The sequence below is a fragment of the Bradyrhizobium elkanii WSM2783 genome (genome assembly GCF_000472865.1).
GTDB classification, from domain to species: domain Bacteria; phylum Pseudomonadota; class Alphaproteobacteria; order Rhizobiales; family Xanthobacteraceae; genus Bradyrhizobium; species Bradyrhizobium elkanii_A.
In genome coordinates this window covers 23630-36964 of the sequence record NZ_AXAP01000082.1, presented here as the reverse complement: position 1 = coordinate 36964, position 13335 = coordinate 23630, and the positions used below count along the sequence as shown (strand labels likewise).

The 13335-nt window shown below is 60.9% G+C and carries 15 protein-coding genes and 1 pseudogene; 10 read left to right on the top strand and 6 right to left on the bottom strand.

The features are described 5' to 3' along the window. The 5 genes and pseudogenes from YY7_RS0140005 to YY7_RS54355 all read left to right on the top strand — a co-directional run. Positions 1–596, top strand: a 596-nt coding sequence (locus tag YY7_RS0140005) for a porin (RefSeq protein ID WP_028168078.1), incomplete at its 5' end; no start/stop codon positions are given. A 239-nt stretch (positions 597–835) separates the two neighbouring features. Continuing rightward, a complete protein-coding gene (locus tag YY7_RS57070) occupies positions 836–1426 on the top strand; it encodes a hypothetical protein (RefSeq protein WP_155255523.1) in 591 nt (196 codons plus the stop codon). 38 nt (positions 1427–1464) lie between these two features. Next, positions 1465–2037: pseudogene (locus tag YY7_RS0139995) on the top strand (Mu transposase domain-containing protein); the annotation flags it as partial. Between the two features lie 8 nt (positions 2038–2045). Then, positions 2046–2909 carry an IS21-like element helper ATPase IstB gene (istB, locus tag YY7_RS0139990; RefSeq protein ID WP_028168076.1) on the top strand — a complete coding sequence of 288 codons (864 nt, stop codon included), beginning with the start codon at positions 2046–2048 and terminating at the stop codon, positions 2907–2909. Between the two features lie 81 nt (positions 2910–2990). Continuing rightward, positions 2991–3365 carry a restriction endonuclease gene (locus YY7_RS54355; protein WP_051397161.1) on the top strand — a complete coding sequence of 125 codons (375 nt, stop codon included), beginning with the start codon at positions 2991–2993 and terminating at the stop codon, positions 3363–3365. A 26-nt stretch (positions 3366–3391) separates the two neighbouring features. Here YY7_RS54355 and YY7_RS54350 read toward each other — a convergent pair whose 3' ends face one another. The 4 genes from YY7_RS54350 to YY7_RS54345 form a co-directional block, all read right to left on the bottom strand. Beyond that, positions 3392–4708: a site-specific DNA-methyltransferase gene (locus tag YY7_RS54350; protein WP_035692147.1), complete on the bottom strand. Its 1317-nt coding sequence runs from the start codon at positions 4706–4708 to the stop codon at positions 3392–3394. Positions 4709–5013: 305 nt separating this feature from the next. After that, positions 5014–5445 (bottom strand): DUF5681 domain-containing protein, encoded by a 432-nt coding sequence (locus YY7_RS0139975; protein WP_155255522.1) that lies wholly within the window; start codon positions 5443–5445, stop codon positions 5014–5016. Further along, positions 5445–5936, bottom strand: coding sequence for a DUF5681 domain-containing protein (locus YY7_RS0139970; protein ID WP_028168074.1), 492 nt, complete (start codon positions 5934–5936; stop codon positions 5445–5447). Before YY7_RS0139970 ends, YY7_RS0139975 begins: the two co-directional genes overlap by 1 nt. 744 nt (positions 5937–6680) lie before the next feature. Then, positions 6681–6971, bottom strand: a complete 291-nt coding sequence (locus YY7_RS54345) for a hypothetical protein (RefSeq protein WP_051397160.1) — start codon at positions 6969–6971, stop codon at positions 6681–6683. Between the two features lie 545 nt (positions 6972–7516). Here YY7_RS54345 and YY7_RS54340 point away from each other — a divergent pair. Further along, entirely contained in the window at positions 7517–8254 is a 738-nt protein-coding gene (locus YY7_RS54340; RefSeq protein WP_155255521.1) for an energy transducer TonB family protein, read from the top strand. Positions 8255–8280: 26 nt separating this feature from the next. On the opposite strand, the gene YY7_RS0139955 is transcribed toward YY7_RS54340, so the two are convergent. Then, positions 8281–8763 (bottom strand): hypothetical protein, encoded by a 483-nt coding sequence (locus YY7_RS0139955; RefSeq protein WP_028168073.1) that lies wholly within the window; start codon positions 8761–8763, stop codon positions 8281–8283. A gap of 398 nt (positions 8764–9161) precedes the next feature. After that, positions 9162–9770 carry a TetR/AcrR family transcriptional regulator gene (locus YY7_RS0139950; protein WP_028168072.1) on the bottom strand — a complete coding sequence of 203 codons (609 nt, stop codon included), beginning with the start codon at positions 9768–9770 and terminating at the stop codon, positions 9162–9164. Between the two features lie 103 nt (positions 9771–9873). On the opposite strand from YY7_RS0139950, the gene YY7_RS0139945 reads away from it, so the two are divergent. From YY7_RS0139945 to YY7_RS0139930, 4 genes are all read left to right on the top strand, one after another. Continuing rightward, complete coding sequence (locus YY7_RS0139945) at positions 9874–10554, top strand: PspA/IM30 family protein (protein ID WP_028168071.1); 681 nt, start codon at positions 9874–9876, stop codon at positions 10552–10554. Positions 10555–10596: 42 nt separating this feature from the next. Then, on the top strand, positions 10597–10872 hold the full coding sequence (locus YY7_RS0139940; protein ID WP_028168070.1) for a YiaA/YiaB family inner membrane protein: 276 nt from the start codon (positions 10597–10599) through the stop codon (positions 10870–10872). Between the two features lie 186 nt (positions 10873–11058). Continuing rightward, a complete protein-coding gene (locus YY7_RS0139935; RefSeq protein ID WP_245287576.1) occupies positions 11059–12114 on the top strand; it encodes a hypothetical protein in 1056 nt (351 codons plus the stop codon). Then, positions 12111–13310 (top strand): hypothetical protein, encoded by a 1200-nt coding sequence (locus YY7_RS0139930; RefSeq protein WP_028168068.1) that lies wholly within the window; start codon positions 12111–12113, stop codon positions 13308–13310. The genes YY7_RS0139935 and YY7_RS0139930 overlap by 4 nt, the downstream gene beginning before the upstream one ends. The last annotated feature ends 25 nt before the right edge of the window (positions 13311–13335 follow it).

Sequence of the window (13335 nt, the reverse complement as noted above, 5' to 3'; positions counted from 1 at the left end):
TCCCGACCGGCGCCGGCGACGACCTCAAGATCGACGCGAGCTATGCCAAGGGGGCGACGAAGTACGTCATCTCGTCGGCTTCAACCTCGCCGAGCTTTGCGATGTTCGGCAGCACCAGCACTTTTGGCGCCTATCAGAGCATCGGGTTCGGTGCGACGACCGATGCGGTCTATCTGCCGGTCGCGGCCGGCGGCGACGGCTCGCTGCATCTGACGGAGGCCTTTGGCATTCGCGGTGCGTTCAACCACAACTGGGACCCATATTGGTCGTCGAGCCTCTTCGGCTCGTATGTGGCCGTCCGCTATGACGGCGCCGCCAAGGCCTTCATGTGCGCGAACTACACGACGCCGGCCAAGGCGGTCAGCGCGGACTATGTCTGCAACCCCGACTTCAATCTGTCGCAGCTTGGTGTCATCACCCGCTGGACCCCGGTCAAGGACCTGACCTTCTCGGCCGAAGTCCTTTGGGTGCACCTCGATCAGAAATTCCAGGGCACGGCGGTTCTTGGTCCGGCGGCGCCCAAGCCGTCCGCGCGGTACGAGTTCAAGGACCAGGACACGGTCCACTTGCAGCTTCGCGCCCAGCGGAACTTCTGAGGCCTTTTTGCAGCGAATAGACCTCACAAGCCGCTCAGTCTGTCTTGATTTAGGCGCCTGTAAAATCAGGGCATTGGACAGGTAAGACAAGATGGCTGCCGTCCCACAGAGGCGCGAAGCCGATATACTGGGGAGGTTCGAAACGAAGCTGGTAAATTGATTTCGTAAACCTTCTTGAACAGGCTTTTCAGCGCGGAATCGGGTGAGTGCGGGCCTCGCTTTTGTCGGAGGAGTTCAGTTTGGAATTTGATTCGAAGAAGCTGGAACGATCACTCAATGAAGCTTTCGCGACGAATGATCTGCAGCTTATTTGTCGCGCTATCGACACCGCAGTGCTTCAGTCAAGCGGCCCCACTGATATTGCGTGGGCAGCCGGAATTGATCGGGTCACTTTTTATCGCAATTTCCGTCATGTGGGTTCGCGGGGACCGAGGTTGGCCACTATGATCAAAGTCCTTCGAGCGCTTGGGCTTCAGCTGGTTGTGGAAACACAAGCTGGGGTATCGCAGCGGACGCTGAACGGCGAGCCAGCCAAACGGGGGTCCGCAAATAAAAGAAATCCGAAAGCCGCCGCAATGGCTCGTCGCTTCACAAGCGCTTTAAGGACTGGAGAAGTCTATTCGCTCTCAAAGGTCTACATGGAGATGTTGCGTGCACAAGAGAATATTGCCGAGTTCGCCAGCAAAACGGTAGTGGTGCGCGAATCCCTTTATAGAGTTTTTTCCCGACATCCTACGCCGCAGTTTGGCACGCTCGTGAGCGTCTTTGATCGGATACAGCTGCAGTTTGCCGTTCGATCTTTACCGCACAAGTCGCGGTTTCAGGCATAAATTCTTATTAGGATGTCGGCTAATTTAGCGTTTTCTGTGCCGGCCGCTTCGACGGCTTCCATGCCGTGCCCGCCTCGATCTCCAAGACCTGTCTGGTGCGCTTCGACAACAACAAATACTCGGTGGCGGCGAGCGCAGTCGGACGCCCGGTCGAGGTCCAGGCTTATGCCGATCGCATCGTGATCCGTCAGGACGGCCGGATCGTCGCCGAGCATCAGCGGTCCTTCGGGCGCGGCGAGACGACCTACGAGCCCTGGCACTATGTGCCGGTACTGGCTCGCAAACCTGGCGCCTTCCGCAATGGAGCCCCCTTCAAGGACTGGGTGCTGCCAGCCGCTATCGAGCGGATCCGGCGCAGGCTTGCCAGCACCGACGATGGCAATCGGCAGATGGTCGACATCCTCAACGCGGTGCTGACTGACGGTCTGCCCGCGGTGGAAGCCGCCTGTGCCGAAGCGCTCGGTCACGGCGTCCATTCCGCCGATGTCGTTCTCAACATCCGGGCCCGTCAACGCGAGCCCGCTCCACCGGCCAACATCATGACACCGGCTGCCCTGACGCTTCGCCATGCGCCGATCGCCGATTGTGCCCGCTACGACAACCTCCGGAGGACCATCTGATGGAACGAACCCAAATCTTCGACCTTATGGGCGAACTCAAGCTCTATGGCATGGAGGCCGCCTTCGACGAGATCATGGCGACTGCCGTCAAACGCCAGCACGAGCCCCAGCGTATCGTCGGCGATCTGCTCACCGCCGAGATCAACGAGAAGCAGGCCCGATCGATCAAATACCAGCTCACCATCGCCAAGCTGCCACTTGCCAAGGATATCGCCGACTTCCAGTTTGACGGCACGCCGATCAACCAGACACTCGTCAACGATCTCGCCGGCGGCGGCTTCATCGCCCAGCAACGCAACGTCGTGCTGGTCGGCGGTACCGGGACCGGCAAGACCCATCTTGCCATCGCCATCGCGAGAAGCTGCATCCGCGGCGGTGCCCGGGGACGATTTTACAACGTCGTCGACCTCGTCAACCAGCTCGAGGCCGAGACCCGCAGCGGACGGCAGGGCCGTCTTGCTGAGCATTTAACCCGAATGGACTTCATCGTCCTGGACGAACTCGGCTATCTGCCCTTTGCCCAGTCCGGTGGCCAGCTTCTGTTCCACCTCGTCAGCCGGCTCTATGAGCGCGCCTCCGTGATCGTCACGACCAACCTTGCCTTCGGCGAATGGCCGAGCGTGTTTGGCGACGCCAAGATGACCACCGCGCTGCTCGACCGGCTGACCCATCACTGCGACATCGTTGAAACCGGCAATGACAGCTGGCGATTCAAAAGCCGAGACGATGATCACACAAACCGCGCTCGGCTCGTCTCCGCTCTCCCGGCCAGCTCCGACGAGCCGAGCGCTACCAGCAGAACGCGCCGATCAAAGGGGGTCCTTTTGGATGCCGATCTGTCAAGTTTGACCCCGCGAATGTAAGCGCGTTCAAGAATTTATCGTGCCGATCGACGTCCGGACCCCGCGCCGATTCACACCGATACAACGGATATCGCCTTGCGGATGGTACGGCAGCTCAATTGGAGGGACTTCGAAACGCTCGTCGACCTGATCTTTTTGCGCGGAGGATGGCAGCGCATCAGCGCGCTGGGTGGGGATCAAGCGGATGTCGACGTCGTTCTCAGCGAGCCCATCACCGGCGAGACCGCATGGGTTCAAGTCAAGTCTCATTCCACCCAAGCAGAACTCAATGATTACCTTGGCCGCTTCGAGCGTGATGGGAGCTGCGATCGCTTTTTCTTTGTCTACCACACTGCGACCAGCACCCTCACTCTGCCGGCCGACCATCCAAAGTTACATCTTTGGCCGGCAGAGCGTATTGCCAGTGCCGCGACGAGGGCTGGGTTATTCGATTGGCTTGTTGATCGCGTAACCTAGCTTGGCTCCTGCATTTAGGCAGGCTGCTAGGTCTCCGCCGCACGCAGTCGACTAGACGCCACCTGGTCGAAACTCTCGCCAGTGGCCTTTAGAACAGCCTCAAGCCCGCATACAGAACGCATGCGGCGAATAGAGACATCGCAGTACTGTGGATCGATCTCAATGCCGTAGCCCCGCCGGCCGGTCCTTTCCGCCGCAATCAAAGTCGTGCCCGATCCGACAAAGCCATCGAGGACGATGCCCTTGCGGTGCGAGCAGTCCTGGATGGCATCGGCAACCATGGCTACCGGCTTTACGGTAGGGTGCATGTTTAAGTCCGAGCGGTCGCCGCCAAAGGCGTTTACGCCAGCGTAGTTCCAGATATTAGTGCGATAGCGGCCATGCTTGCCCAGTTCGATATTATTAATGTGCGGCGCGGTACCTGACTTGAACACAAAAACAAACTCGTGCTGCGAGCGGTATAGCGAACCCATGCCGCCATTATTTTTGGCCCAGACGCAGATATTCTTCAGTTCGCTATAGACCGCATTCCCAGCTGCCAGCATTTCCCCGACATGGCGCCAGTCCATGCATTGAAAATGAATGGCGCCCTCAACGGAGTGCGCCGCGAGGTGGCGGAAAACGACTCGGAGGAAATTCGTAAATTCCGATTCGGACATCTCCCCAGACGCCATTGCGAACTCCCGATGCTGGATCGCGCCGAGCCCGCCAACATGGCCCGAGATGGGCACGTTATAGGGCGGGTCGGTAAAAACCATTTGTGCCCGCGCTTCGCCGAGCAGGGCCTGGTAGGATTCGGCCTTGGTTGAATCGGCGCAAATCAAACGGTGCGGGCCGATTTGCCAGATATCGCCGGGACGGGTAACGGTGGGGCCTGGAGCCGGCACGACAAGTTCATCGGCCGCATCATTGTCGTTGGCGGCCGGCGAAAGTTCGCCGATCAGAACATCGATCTCCGGCAGTTCAAAGCCCGTAAGCGTAACGTCGAAATCGATTTCGAGATCGGTCAGGTACTGCAGTTCGAGCGCGAGTAAATTGCGGTCCCAGCCGGCATTTTCTGCAAGCTTGTTGTCGGCGATGACGTAGGCACGAATCTCTGCCTCGCTCATATCCGATAGGCGAACCGTCGGAACTTCGGTTATGCCCTCCAACTTGGCGCCCTCGAGCCTGCCATGGCCGGCGATGACACAGTTGTCGTCGCCAACCAAGACAGGGTTGGTAAAGCCGAACCGCCGGATCGAGCGGGCGATCTGAACAATTTGTTTTTTCGAGTGGGTGCGGGGATTGGCGGCGCGCGGCTTAAGCGCGCTCACAGGCTGATATTCGATCGATAGGAAATTCATGGGAAAGCTCCAATGGGTTAAGGAGCTCGCATAAAAAATGCGCAGCTCCGGTTTGATCCGAAACCACGCAATCTGCCCATGCAGCGTCGAGGTACCTTAAGAACAGCTCCGGCCCATGCCGGCTATCCGCTCGCAATGAGGAGGTTCACGCGACCCATGCCGCAGCACCGTCAACTCATCTCAGGTTATAAATGGATAGCATCTCACCAGGTTTGGGTCAACAAAATGGTTCTGCACCTTGCGCTCAGTCATGCGGAGGAGGATGTGGCAGAGTGCTGCGATCAACGGTTAATGCTCTCCGGCGATCAATCTCGAGCTGATCGATTCTGTAGCGGATCGGACGCGAAGAGCGGATCTTCATTGAGTTCTGGATTAGTAGCGAATCTATTGCGAAGCATCATTTGCTCTATAAAAAGCTTCTCCGGCATCGTTTCCGGCACTACCAAAAACCCGACGCCATCATCGGGGTCAGGAATTTTCCGCCGCGCGTAATCGGACAGCCATTTTGCCGCACGCAGATCTGCGGACATCGCAAGGTTGCGCATCGTCTTCAGCAGCAGTTCATAAGTGGTGACTTGGGCTCTCTCACGTATCTCGTGCAGTTCGCCAGCAATTTTCTGGACGATTGCCTTCTCGCCCAGGGCGCCCTTGGGCCGTCCCGAGGCACGCTTTTGTCCGCGGCCGAACTGCCGGTGAACAGGTGGATGACCTCGTCCGATTTTTTCTTGCTTGCTCATCATATAATCCCCGCTGCTTCGTACTGACGTTCCTGCTCGGTCATTGTTGCCTCATATTGCTTGCGGCCCCAGGCGATTTGCCTTTTCGTCCAATTCTCCGGAAGCCCGTATCGTTCGAGTATCAGCAGCGACATTCGGTACGGGAGGTTGTATGGAAGGGAAATCACGCCGCTTGTTCTATTTTCCGGCTCCGCAATGCAGCCGTGCTTTTCGAACAACGCCAGCAGGTATGCGGTCGACCTAAAGTCCTTTTTCTCGATCGCCTTTTTTAGGATTTGACGTATCTCAACCTCCTTCGCTGACATCGTTCGGGTCTGACCCGCTACCTTGACCGAAAAAAGCTCCTGAAAAATGCTCTCCACGTCCACTTTGATTGGGCCATTTTTCTTTCGTCGACCGCCGGGATTGCCGGATTCGCCCTTTTTGAATTGACCGGATTTCGGCGGACGCTTATAGCCGACCGCTTCCTCTTCTTTAGGTTGATCGCTCATCGTTAGCCTCCTCACGATGCAGCAAGTGATAGTGCGTAGGTTGGATCCGAGCAGCGTGACGGCCTCTCGAAATCATCATGGACGACTCCTTCCGTTGGGAGCGCGCGCACAAAAAGCGCAGCCCCGGTGTGAACCGAAACCACGCAATCTGCCCATGCAGCGTCGAGGTACCTTAAGAACAGCTCCGGCCCATGCCGGGTCCCTGTCGTAATGAGGTGAATGACACGGCCCATGCCGCACCTTCAACAACCCATCTCAGGCACAAATTACATAGATGAAACTGCTGCTATTTTCAAGGTCAAAGCTTGCCCGGCGCGGGTGATCGCGGGTCTGCATCTCGCTGTTCGCGCCGTATAATTCCCTGCTCGGTCACAAAAAATTCCCTGCTCCCGATTCAAGTAGGATTCCGCTAAGCGCCGGATTGTTCGGATCTATTTGCCGCAGCATGCCGCCGGACGACCCGAAGACAGCGAATTTTCCCAGTAAATTCCCTGATATCAGGGAATTCGTCGCGGAGACCGGTTCGCATGTGACTGCCTCCGCCACCACGCTTCGCCCTGGCGGGCTACGCGTGGCGCAGCCAAGCGGAGCAGGCCAGGGCGAAGCGTGTCCGGCGTAGCTTGAACGAAGTGAAAGCGAAGACGGACTGCCGCGACGGCTTGGGTATCTGATCCAAGCGTCAAATGACCCCCCGCCGTCATCGTCCGCGCGATGCATGCGCGTCTTCCTGGGACGAGCCGTCTGTCACACCTGCGCTGACAAGATCTCGAGCTCGCTGTGGAGATACCCTGAAGGAAACACGACGCCGCATTCGTAGCCGCGCCTCCACACGACGTGGCAGTGCGTGCTCGACTTGAAGCCGTCAAACGACATGAGGAAGTCGTTGGCAAAGAAGTGAAATGAATTCGAGTACAAACCAGCACCGCGCATGTGGAGATTTCTCACCAGGCAGGGATGAACTCCCGAAATCCCGCTAAACGAAAGCAATGCGAACTGGTTCAACTGAACACGTTCTAGGGCACGACGTTCAATCATGACCGGACGCTCCAATTGATAAAATATCCGCAATTGAAATCTGGGAACGCTGCAACTTTCCATCAGTGCGGCTGTCCTAACGCATGCGCTCGTGTTCCTATGGTTAACGGTCGACGCGAAGAAAGCGTGAGCGAGATGGCACAAACCGCACGTCCGCGCGTCGCCTGACACTTTCTGCCTTTGCTCTGGCACAAAGTGCACTGACGAGCGCGCCAAGGTTGTGCTTGTTTGCGATGCGACTCTCGCCGAGTCACGGCGGGCGTCGGGGATATCGGTTTTCAGGGCGCGGAGCCGCGCCATGCAGGCGGTCGGAGGCCTGTTTCGGTTTCCGGCGCCAGTCCGTTTTAGCGGCATGTCACAAATCCTATATAGAGAGATGGCCATCATGCTTGGCTGAGGGGCTTGGCGCGCCTCAGATGACCGGACTGGCCTTTTCCAGAGATGTTCGTACCGCAGTTCGATAGGTGGTCTGTCCGTGGCGTTCCGATCGCCGGCGTTCGCGGCATCGCGAAGCTCACGCCTATCCTGGCGAAAGCGCCCGCCATATGAAGATGGACGGTTCAGATGATCCGTTGCCCCCAAGGGAGACGGACCGGATAAAGGCCGCGCTCACTGCAGGAGATCCGACGGCCTGGTCCAACGCAGAAGTGGCGCGTCTCGTCATCATCCCGGCTCTGGCGGTGCTGTTGTTTGCCGGCGGCATCTATTGGATCAAGGTACAGCGCCCAGCCGCCTCGTCGGTCGATCAAGGACCGACATCTACAATACAGGTGCGCCTGGTTCCTCAACGCGAGGAGACACCGATTCCAGTCGATTCGACTTCGCAGGCGACGACGGCGAATGTAGCCCATTCGAATCCTGAAGCCGAACAGCCGGATGATCAGGCGAAGGATGAGGTTGTGATCAAGTCGCCCGACCGCGCGTCCCTGCCTGTTGAAGCCAGTCCCAGCATCCCCAGCATCTCACGTCGTTCGACCGTGGCGAATGTGGTGCCGAATAATGCCCTGCTGAAGTTTCAACAAAGCCTGCTCAAGCACATTGCAAGATTTCAGCGTTATCCCGCGGCGGCCCACAATAAGCTTCAGGGCACGGTCGAAACGTTCTTCTCGATCGACCGGAAAGGGCGCCTCCTGGGCGTTTGGGTGAAAACAAGCTCCGGCCAGATACTGCTCGATACCGAGGCGATCGAGACCATCAAGAGGGCGCAGCCTCTTCCATCCATCCCAGCCGAACTTCCGGATCGCCTCAACGTCCAGATTCAACTCGCGTTCGATCCGTCCTGAGAACGATTGCCGTAGTCACCGGCGGTCTACGGCTGATTGCCCGGCTCGAAAGTGCAGTCGGCGCCGCCGCCGGCCTTTTGCTTGATCACCTTGGGATCGATCGTGCAGGTCAGCTTCGACAGGCCCGCGATGTTCGATCCGGCGGCGCCTTCGGCAGGGATGCCCGCCATCAGCATGGTTGCAAACAATTCGTTGGCGTCGCGGCCTTTCAGCGCGCGCTTGGCGATCTTGAAGGTGATCTCGCAGGAGCGCGACGTGATGTCGACATTGCTGGTGCGGCAGACGATGTTATCGGCGGTGACGGAGATCTTTCCGCCATAGGGAAAATTGGTGTCGCCCTTGAAGAAGGAAGCGACGGTGCGCTTGGGCGCGGCGGCGATCGGCGAGTATTGGGCGACCACGGCGGCGAGCGCCAGTGCCGCCGATCCTGAAGCGGAGGTAGCTGGAGCCGCGCTCGCGCCGCTGATCGAAAGAAAGAGAGTGAGAGCCGCCAATGGTCCAACGCGCATCGTTCCTGCCTCCTCCGCGTGTCGTCCCCGCGAAGGCGGGGCCATGCCGCGTGATGTCTCGATAGGATTCGGTCATAGTCATCGCAAAACTACTTCCTGTGGTTATGGGTCCCAGGTCAAGCCCGGGACGACGTGGAGAGAGCGGGCCCGGAGTTGTGGGGCTGGCAAAGCGAAGCGTGCCACCATTGCGAGCGACTCCTTGATGATGGGCACGTCGCAGGCGGGCCTTTGCCACCCTGCACATGCTGCGTATTCCAATCTTTCTCCTCACCCTGAGGTCGCGTAGCGGCCGTCTCGAAGGGCGAGGCCACCGGCGGGGCCTCATGGTTCGAGACGCGCTACGCGCTCCTCACCATGAGGGGCGAGAGGGTGGGCACGTCGCTGCGCCTTTGCTCACCCTATAAATTCGCTGCCTTCAATCCCTCGACCATCGCGCGGACGATGGTGGCGACTTCGCTGCGCAAGGCTTCGATGGGCACTGCGATCAGCTTGTGCTCCAGCCCCAGGGCGACCATGCCGTGGACGGCGGAGAACAGGCTGCGGGCCGTGACGCTCAGCTCTCGCGGTGAGCGCGCGGGAAAGAGCGCGGCGAGCGGGCGGTAGATGTGGCCGAACAGGTCCATCTGCTCGGAGATCGCCCAGTCCGGGACCGGCTTGCCCGGCGCCATCCGGTGCTCGAACAACGCGCGCCATAGCTCGAGATTGTCGGCGGCGAAATCGCAATAGCCGACCGCGATGCGGACCAACGTGTCGGTCGGATCCGCCGGACCGTCCCGCTCCGCCGCGGTGAGGGCCGCGTCGAGCCGCGCCAGTGTGCGCGATCCTATCCGCAGGATCAGTTCGTCGACGTCCTCGACCAGATTGTAGACCGCGCCATTGGCGATGCCGAGTTCGCTGGCGAGATCGCGCGTCTTCAGGCCGGCCAATCCGCTGGCGGCGATCGACCGCTCTGCCGCTTCGATCAGCCGTTCGCGGTTTTTGGCTCGTCGTTCCAGGGCCTTGGACATATGTCGATCACATTGTGAGCGGTGCTCAAGAAATTATTGAACCGCGCTCAAGTTCCAGCTACCAAAGATGATGTGAGCAATGCTCATAACAGGGAGCTGGCAAATGTTCAAAACCGTTTTCACGCTTTTCCGCGGCACCTTGGCCGCGGCGGAGGAGGAGCTGCAGGATCGCTCGGCCCTCCTCATCCTCGACCAGCAGGTGCGCGACGCAGCCTCTGCCGTCGATCGCTCCAAGCGAACGCTGGCGCTGGCGATTGCCGGAGACCAGCAGGAGGGCCGTCGGCTCGAGGCGACCAATGCGCGGATCGGCGATCTCGAGCTGCGCGCCACGGCCGCGCTCGAAGGCGGCCGTGAGGATCTGGCGCGGGAGGCCGCGCAGGCGATCGCCAATCTCGAAGCCGACCGCGACGCCGCGATGACTGCGCGCACACTGTTTGGTCAGGAGATCGCGCGGTTGAAGCGCCATGTCGCCAATGCCGAGGCGCGGCTGACCGAGCTCGACCGCGGCCGCCGCATCGCGGTGCGCTCGCTGCGCCGGAGCGGCATCGAGGCGGTGCGCCCATACGAATCCACGCTGCCGGAGGCGGAGAACACGCTGCGCAAGTTGCGCGAACGGCAGATGGAAGCGCAGGCCGCCGACGAGGCGCTGATCGAACTCGACGCCGCCAGCGGACCGCTCGCCACGGCCGAGAAGCTCGCCGAGCAGGGCCTTGGGCCGCGCATGAAGTCGACTGCCGACGACGTGCTCGCACGGCTCAAAGCCGGGCGCGCAGCTACTGCCTGAACCTTCAAGTCCTCAACATTGTTCATTTAAGCAGAGATTGTCATGAATCAGAACGTCCAGCCCCACAGCAATGCGTGGGTCACCTTCACTTATGCCTCCTTCCTCGGCTCCGCCTTCCTGGTCGGCGTCGGCATATTCTTCCTGCCCGTCGATCTCTGGATGAAGGGCTATCTCACCATGGGCATCGTGATGCTGGTGCAGACCTGCGTCACCCTGACCAAGACGGTGCGAGACGTCCACGAAAGCGGCAGGCTGGTGAATCGCATCGAGGATGCCAAGGCTGAACGGATCCTGATGGAAGTGTCCAAGGCGGCCTGACCAGGCAGCCGGAGATGGAACGAACTTCGCGAGGCGGCGGATGTCTGGCATCCGCCGCTTTTCGCCGCGAGGATAGATCGATGACGGCGCGCAAGAGAGCATTTACCTTCCGACGATGAGCGCCGGCCGGCGCTCACAGCGCCTTAATGGGTGAAGGGCAGTAATCTGGCCCGACAGGGCAGCGGCATGGCGTCTTCTTGGAGCGGAATCTCAGTCTCGCGCTTGCGCGAAGGCTTCTATAAAGCCGGCGCGGTACTAACGCGCCTACCCGGCCACGCCGCCTTCTGGCTCAAGGCTTTGTCGCAGCCAAACATCGATCTCACCTTGCGCACGCATGCGGGGCTGCGCACGCGCATCGTCGAGCGTCCGGGCGTCTCGCTGCGGCAGGAGGAATTGGCGGCACTGGTCTCGCAGCTCCGCGTCGTGGCCGCCAAGACGCTGCCGCAGGAGAGCCTGACGTACGGCATCTTCTCCGGCGAGCCAGAGCGTCTCGCGCGCGCCATCGTCACGTTGATCTCCGAGGAGGAAACCGGACGGCCGATCGCCTTCAATGCGCTGTCGGTGATGGAGGTCGAGCTCGACGGCGCACCGATCGACGTCACCCATCTCGGCCTCGTCATGGTCGACCCTGACGTGCGCGGGCAGGGGCTGTCCTGGGTGCTCTATGGCATGACCGCACTGGTGCTGTTCGCGCGCGACGGGCTGCGTCCGAAATGGATTTCCAATGTCACGCAGGTGCCGGCGGTGGTCGGCATGGTCTGTGAGACATTTTCCGATGTGTACCCGTCGCCGCTATCAGGCGCGCGGCGCAGTTTTGCGCATCTGCAGCTCGCGCGCGGGATCATGGCGCGTCATCGCGCGGTGTTTGGTGTCGGTTCCGAGGCCGGCTTTGACGAAGAGCGCTTCGTCATCACCAATGCCTACACCGGCGGCTCGGATGCGCTGAAGAAGAGCTTCGAGATCGCGCCAAAGCACCGCAATGCGATCTATGGCGAGTTCTGCGCTCGCGAGCTCGATTATGCGCGCGGCGATGACGTACTGCAGCTCGGCCGCATCGATCTGGCCGGCGCGCGGCGCTATCTGACCAGCGAGGTGCCGGCGGGCTCGCTGCCGGCGCTGATTGCCGCCTCCGCCGTGCTGGCGTTGCAGCGGCTGGTGTTACCGTTCTTCCACTGGTTGGATGACACGCGCGCGTTCGGCTCGCTGCGGCCGCGTTCTCGCGACAAGGATGGGCGCCGATGAATCCCGGGATCGTCGCCGATTCCATCGTCAATCTCTGCGGTGCGATCGGGCTCTGCGTCGCGATGATGACGTTCTACTGGCGCGACCCGAACAGCCCGCTGACGCGGCGCCTCTTGTTCGGACTCGGCGTGATCGCGCTCCTGTTCCTGGTGCGCGGCGTGGCGTGGTGGAGCGGCAGCGATGTGCTGGATCGCCTGAGCGTCATTCCGGCGGCGCTGATCCCGCTTGGCGCGCTTGTCGTGACCGAAGGCATGCTGCGGCGGCATGCGCCGCGCGTGGTGAAGATGCTGGCGGTGTTCGGCGGCATCCTGCTCGGCCTTGGCGGCGCGCTCGGGCTTGCCCGGTTCACGACGGCTTATGCTGTTTCGTTGTCGCTGTTCCAGCTTGCGGGCTTTCTCGTCTGTGCCTTGTTGCTCGCGCGCCGCGATCGCGCTTCGCTGATGGCGTCGGAAAACCGCAGCATCGGACGCCTCGCAGCTGGCGCGCTGATCGTGATTCCGTTCGTGATCACCGATTTCCGCACGCTGTTTCCGGGCATCCCGGTCCGGCTCGGTGCGATCGGCGCGCTCTTGACCGTGACCGTGATCCTGATCGCAGGGGGCGGTGCCGAGACGCGGCGTCACGGGCTTGCGCTGATGACCTTGCGGCTTGGCAGCTCGGCGCTGCTCGGCATCGCCGCCGCCTTCATCGCCGGCGATGTCGATGCCGCGCAGATCGAGCGCTTCTGCGCGGTCGCGGTCGCCGGCGTGCTCACGATCGCCCTGATGACGGATGCGCTGCGCGCGGTGTTCGAGGCGCAGGAGCCGGGGGTCTTGAATGCGGCCGCGCTGTCGACGGCGAGGACGCGTGACGAATTGATCGCCGAACTGGCGCGGCATCCGATCTTCGAGCACGCGCGGCGCTACCGCGAGGCCGAGCTCGCCAGTTACGATCCGCCGCGCTTGCGGGAATTGTTCGCTACGCAGCGGGTGCTGCGCCGGTCGGGTGCGCCCTGGGGTTTTTCACCTGACGACCCCGCGGTCGAGCGCGTGCTCTCGCTGATTGCGGCCAACAGCGCCACGCATGTGATCGTGCTCTCGCATGATCCGGTCGACCTGATCGTGCTCGCCGTGCCCGTCACATCAGCCGATCCCGCCACCGAAACCGCGCTCGCGCTGGTGCGGCGGCTGCTGGCGTTGACGCCGGAGACGGTGTGAGGTCGGCGGAAATCCGCCGGCCCCT

Excerpts from the sequence above, each read along its gene's own strand:
- istB (WP_028168076.1), top strand. The coding sequence starts at position 2,046 with ATGGAACGAACCCAAATCTTCGACCTTATGGGCGAACTCAAGCTCTAT.
- YY7_RS54355 (WP_051397161.1), top strand. The coding sequence starts at position 2,991 with ATGGTACGGCAGCTCAATTGGAGGGACTTCGAAACGCTCGTCGACCTG.
- YY7_RS54350 (WP_035692147.1), bottom strand. The coding sequence starts at position 4,708 with ATGAATTTCCTATCGATCGAATATCAGCCTGTGAGCGCGCTTAAGCCG.
- YY7_RS0139975 (WP_155255522.1), bottom strand. The coding sequence starts at position 5,445 with ATGAGCAAGCAAGAAAAAATCGGACGAGGTCATCCACCTGTTCACCGG.
- YY7_RS0139970 (WP_028168074.1), bottom strand. The coding sequence starts at position 5,936 with ATGAGCGATCAACCTAAAGAAGAGGAAGCGGTCGGCTATAAGCGTCCG.
- YY7_RS54345 (WP_051397160.1), bottom strand. The coding sequence starts at position 6,971 with ATGATTGAACGTCGTGCCCTAGAACGTGTTCAGTTGAACCAGTTCGCA.
- YY7_RS54340 (WP_155255521.1), top strand. The coding sequence starts at position 7,517 with ATGAAGATGGACGGTTCAGATGATCCGTTGCCCCCAAGGGAGACGGAC.
- YY7_RS0139955 (WP_028168073.1), bottom strand. The coding sequence starts at position 8,763 with ATGCGCGTTGGACCATTGGCGGCTCTCACTCTCTTTCTTTCGATCAGC.
- YY7_RS0139950 (WP_028168072.1), bottom strand. The coding sequence starts at position 9,770 with ATGTCCAAGGCCCTGGAACGACGAGCCAAAAACCGCGAACGGCTGATC.
- YY7_RS0139945 (WP_028168071.1), top strand. The coding sequence starts at position 9,874 with ATGTTCAAAACCGTTTTCACGCTTTTCCGCGGCACCTTGGCCGCGGCG.
- YY7_RS0139940 (WP_028168070.1), top strand. The coding sequence starts at position 10,597 with ATGAATCAGAACGTCCAGCCCCACAGCAATGCGTGGGTCACCTTCACT.
- YY7_RS0139935 (WP_245287576.1), top strand. The coding sequence starts at position 11,059 with ATGGCGTCTTCTTGGAGCGGAATCTCAGTCTCGCGCTTGCGCGAAGGC.
- YY7_RS0139930 (WP_028168068.1), top strand. The coding sequence starts at position 12,111 with ATGAATCCCGGGATCGTCGCCGATTCCATCGTCAATCTCTGCGGTGCG.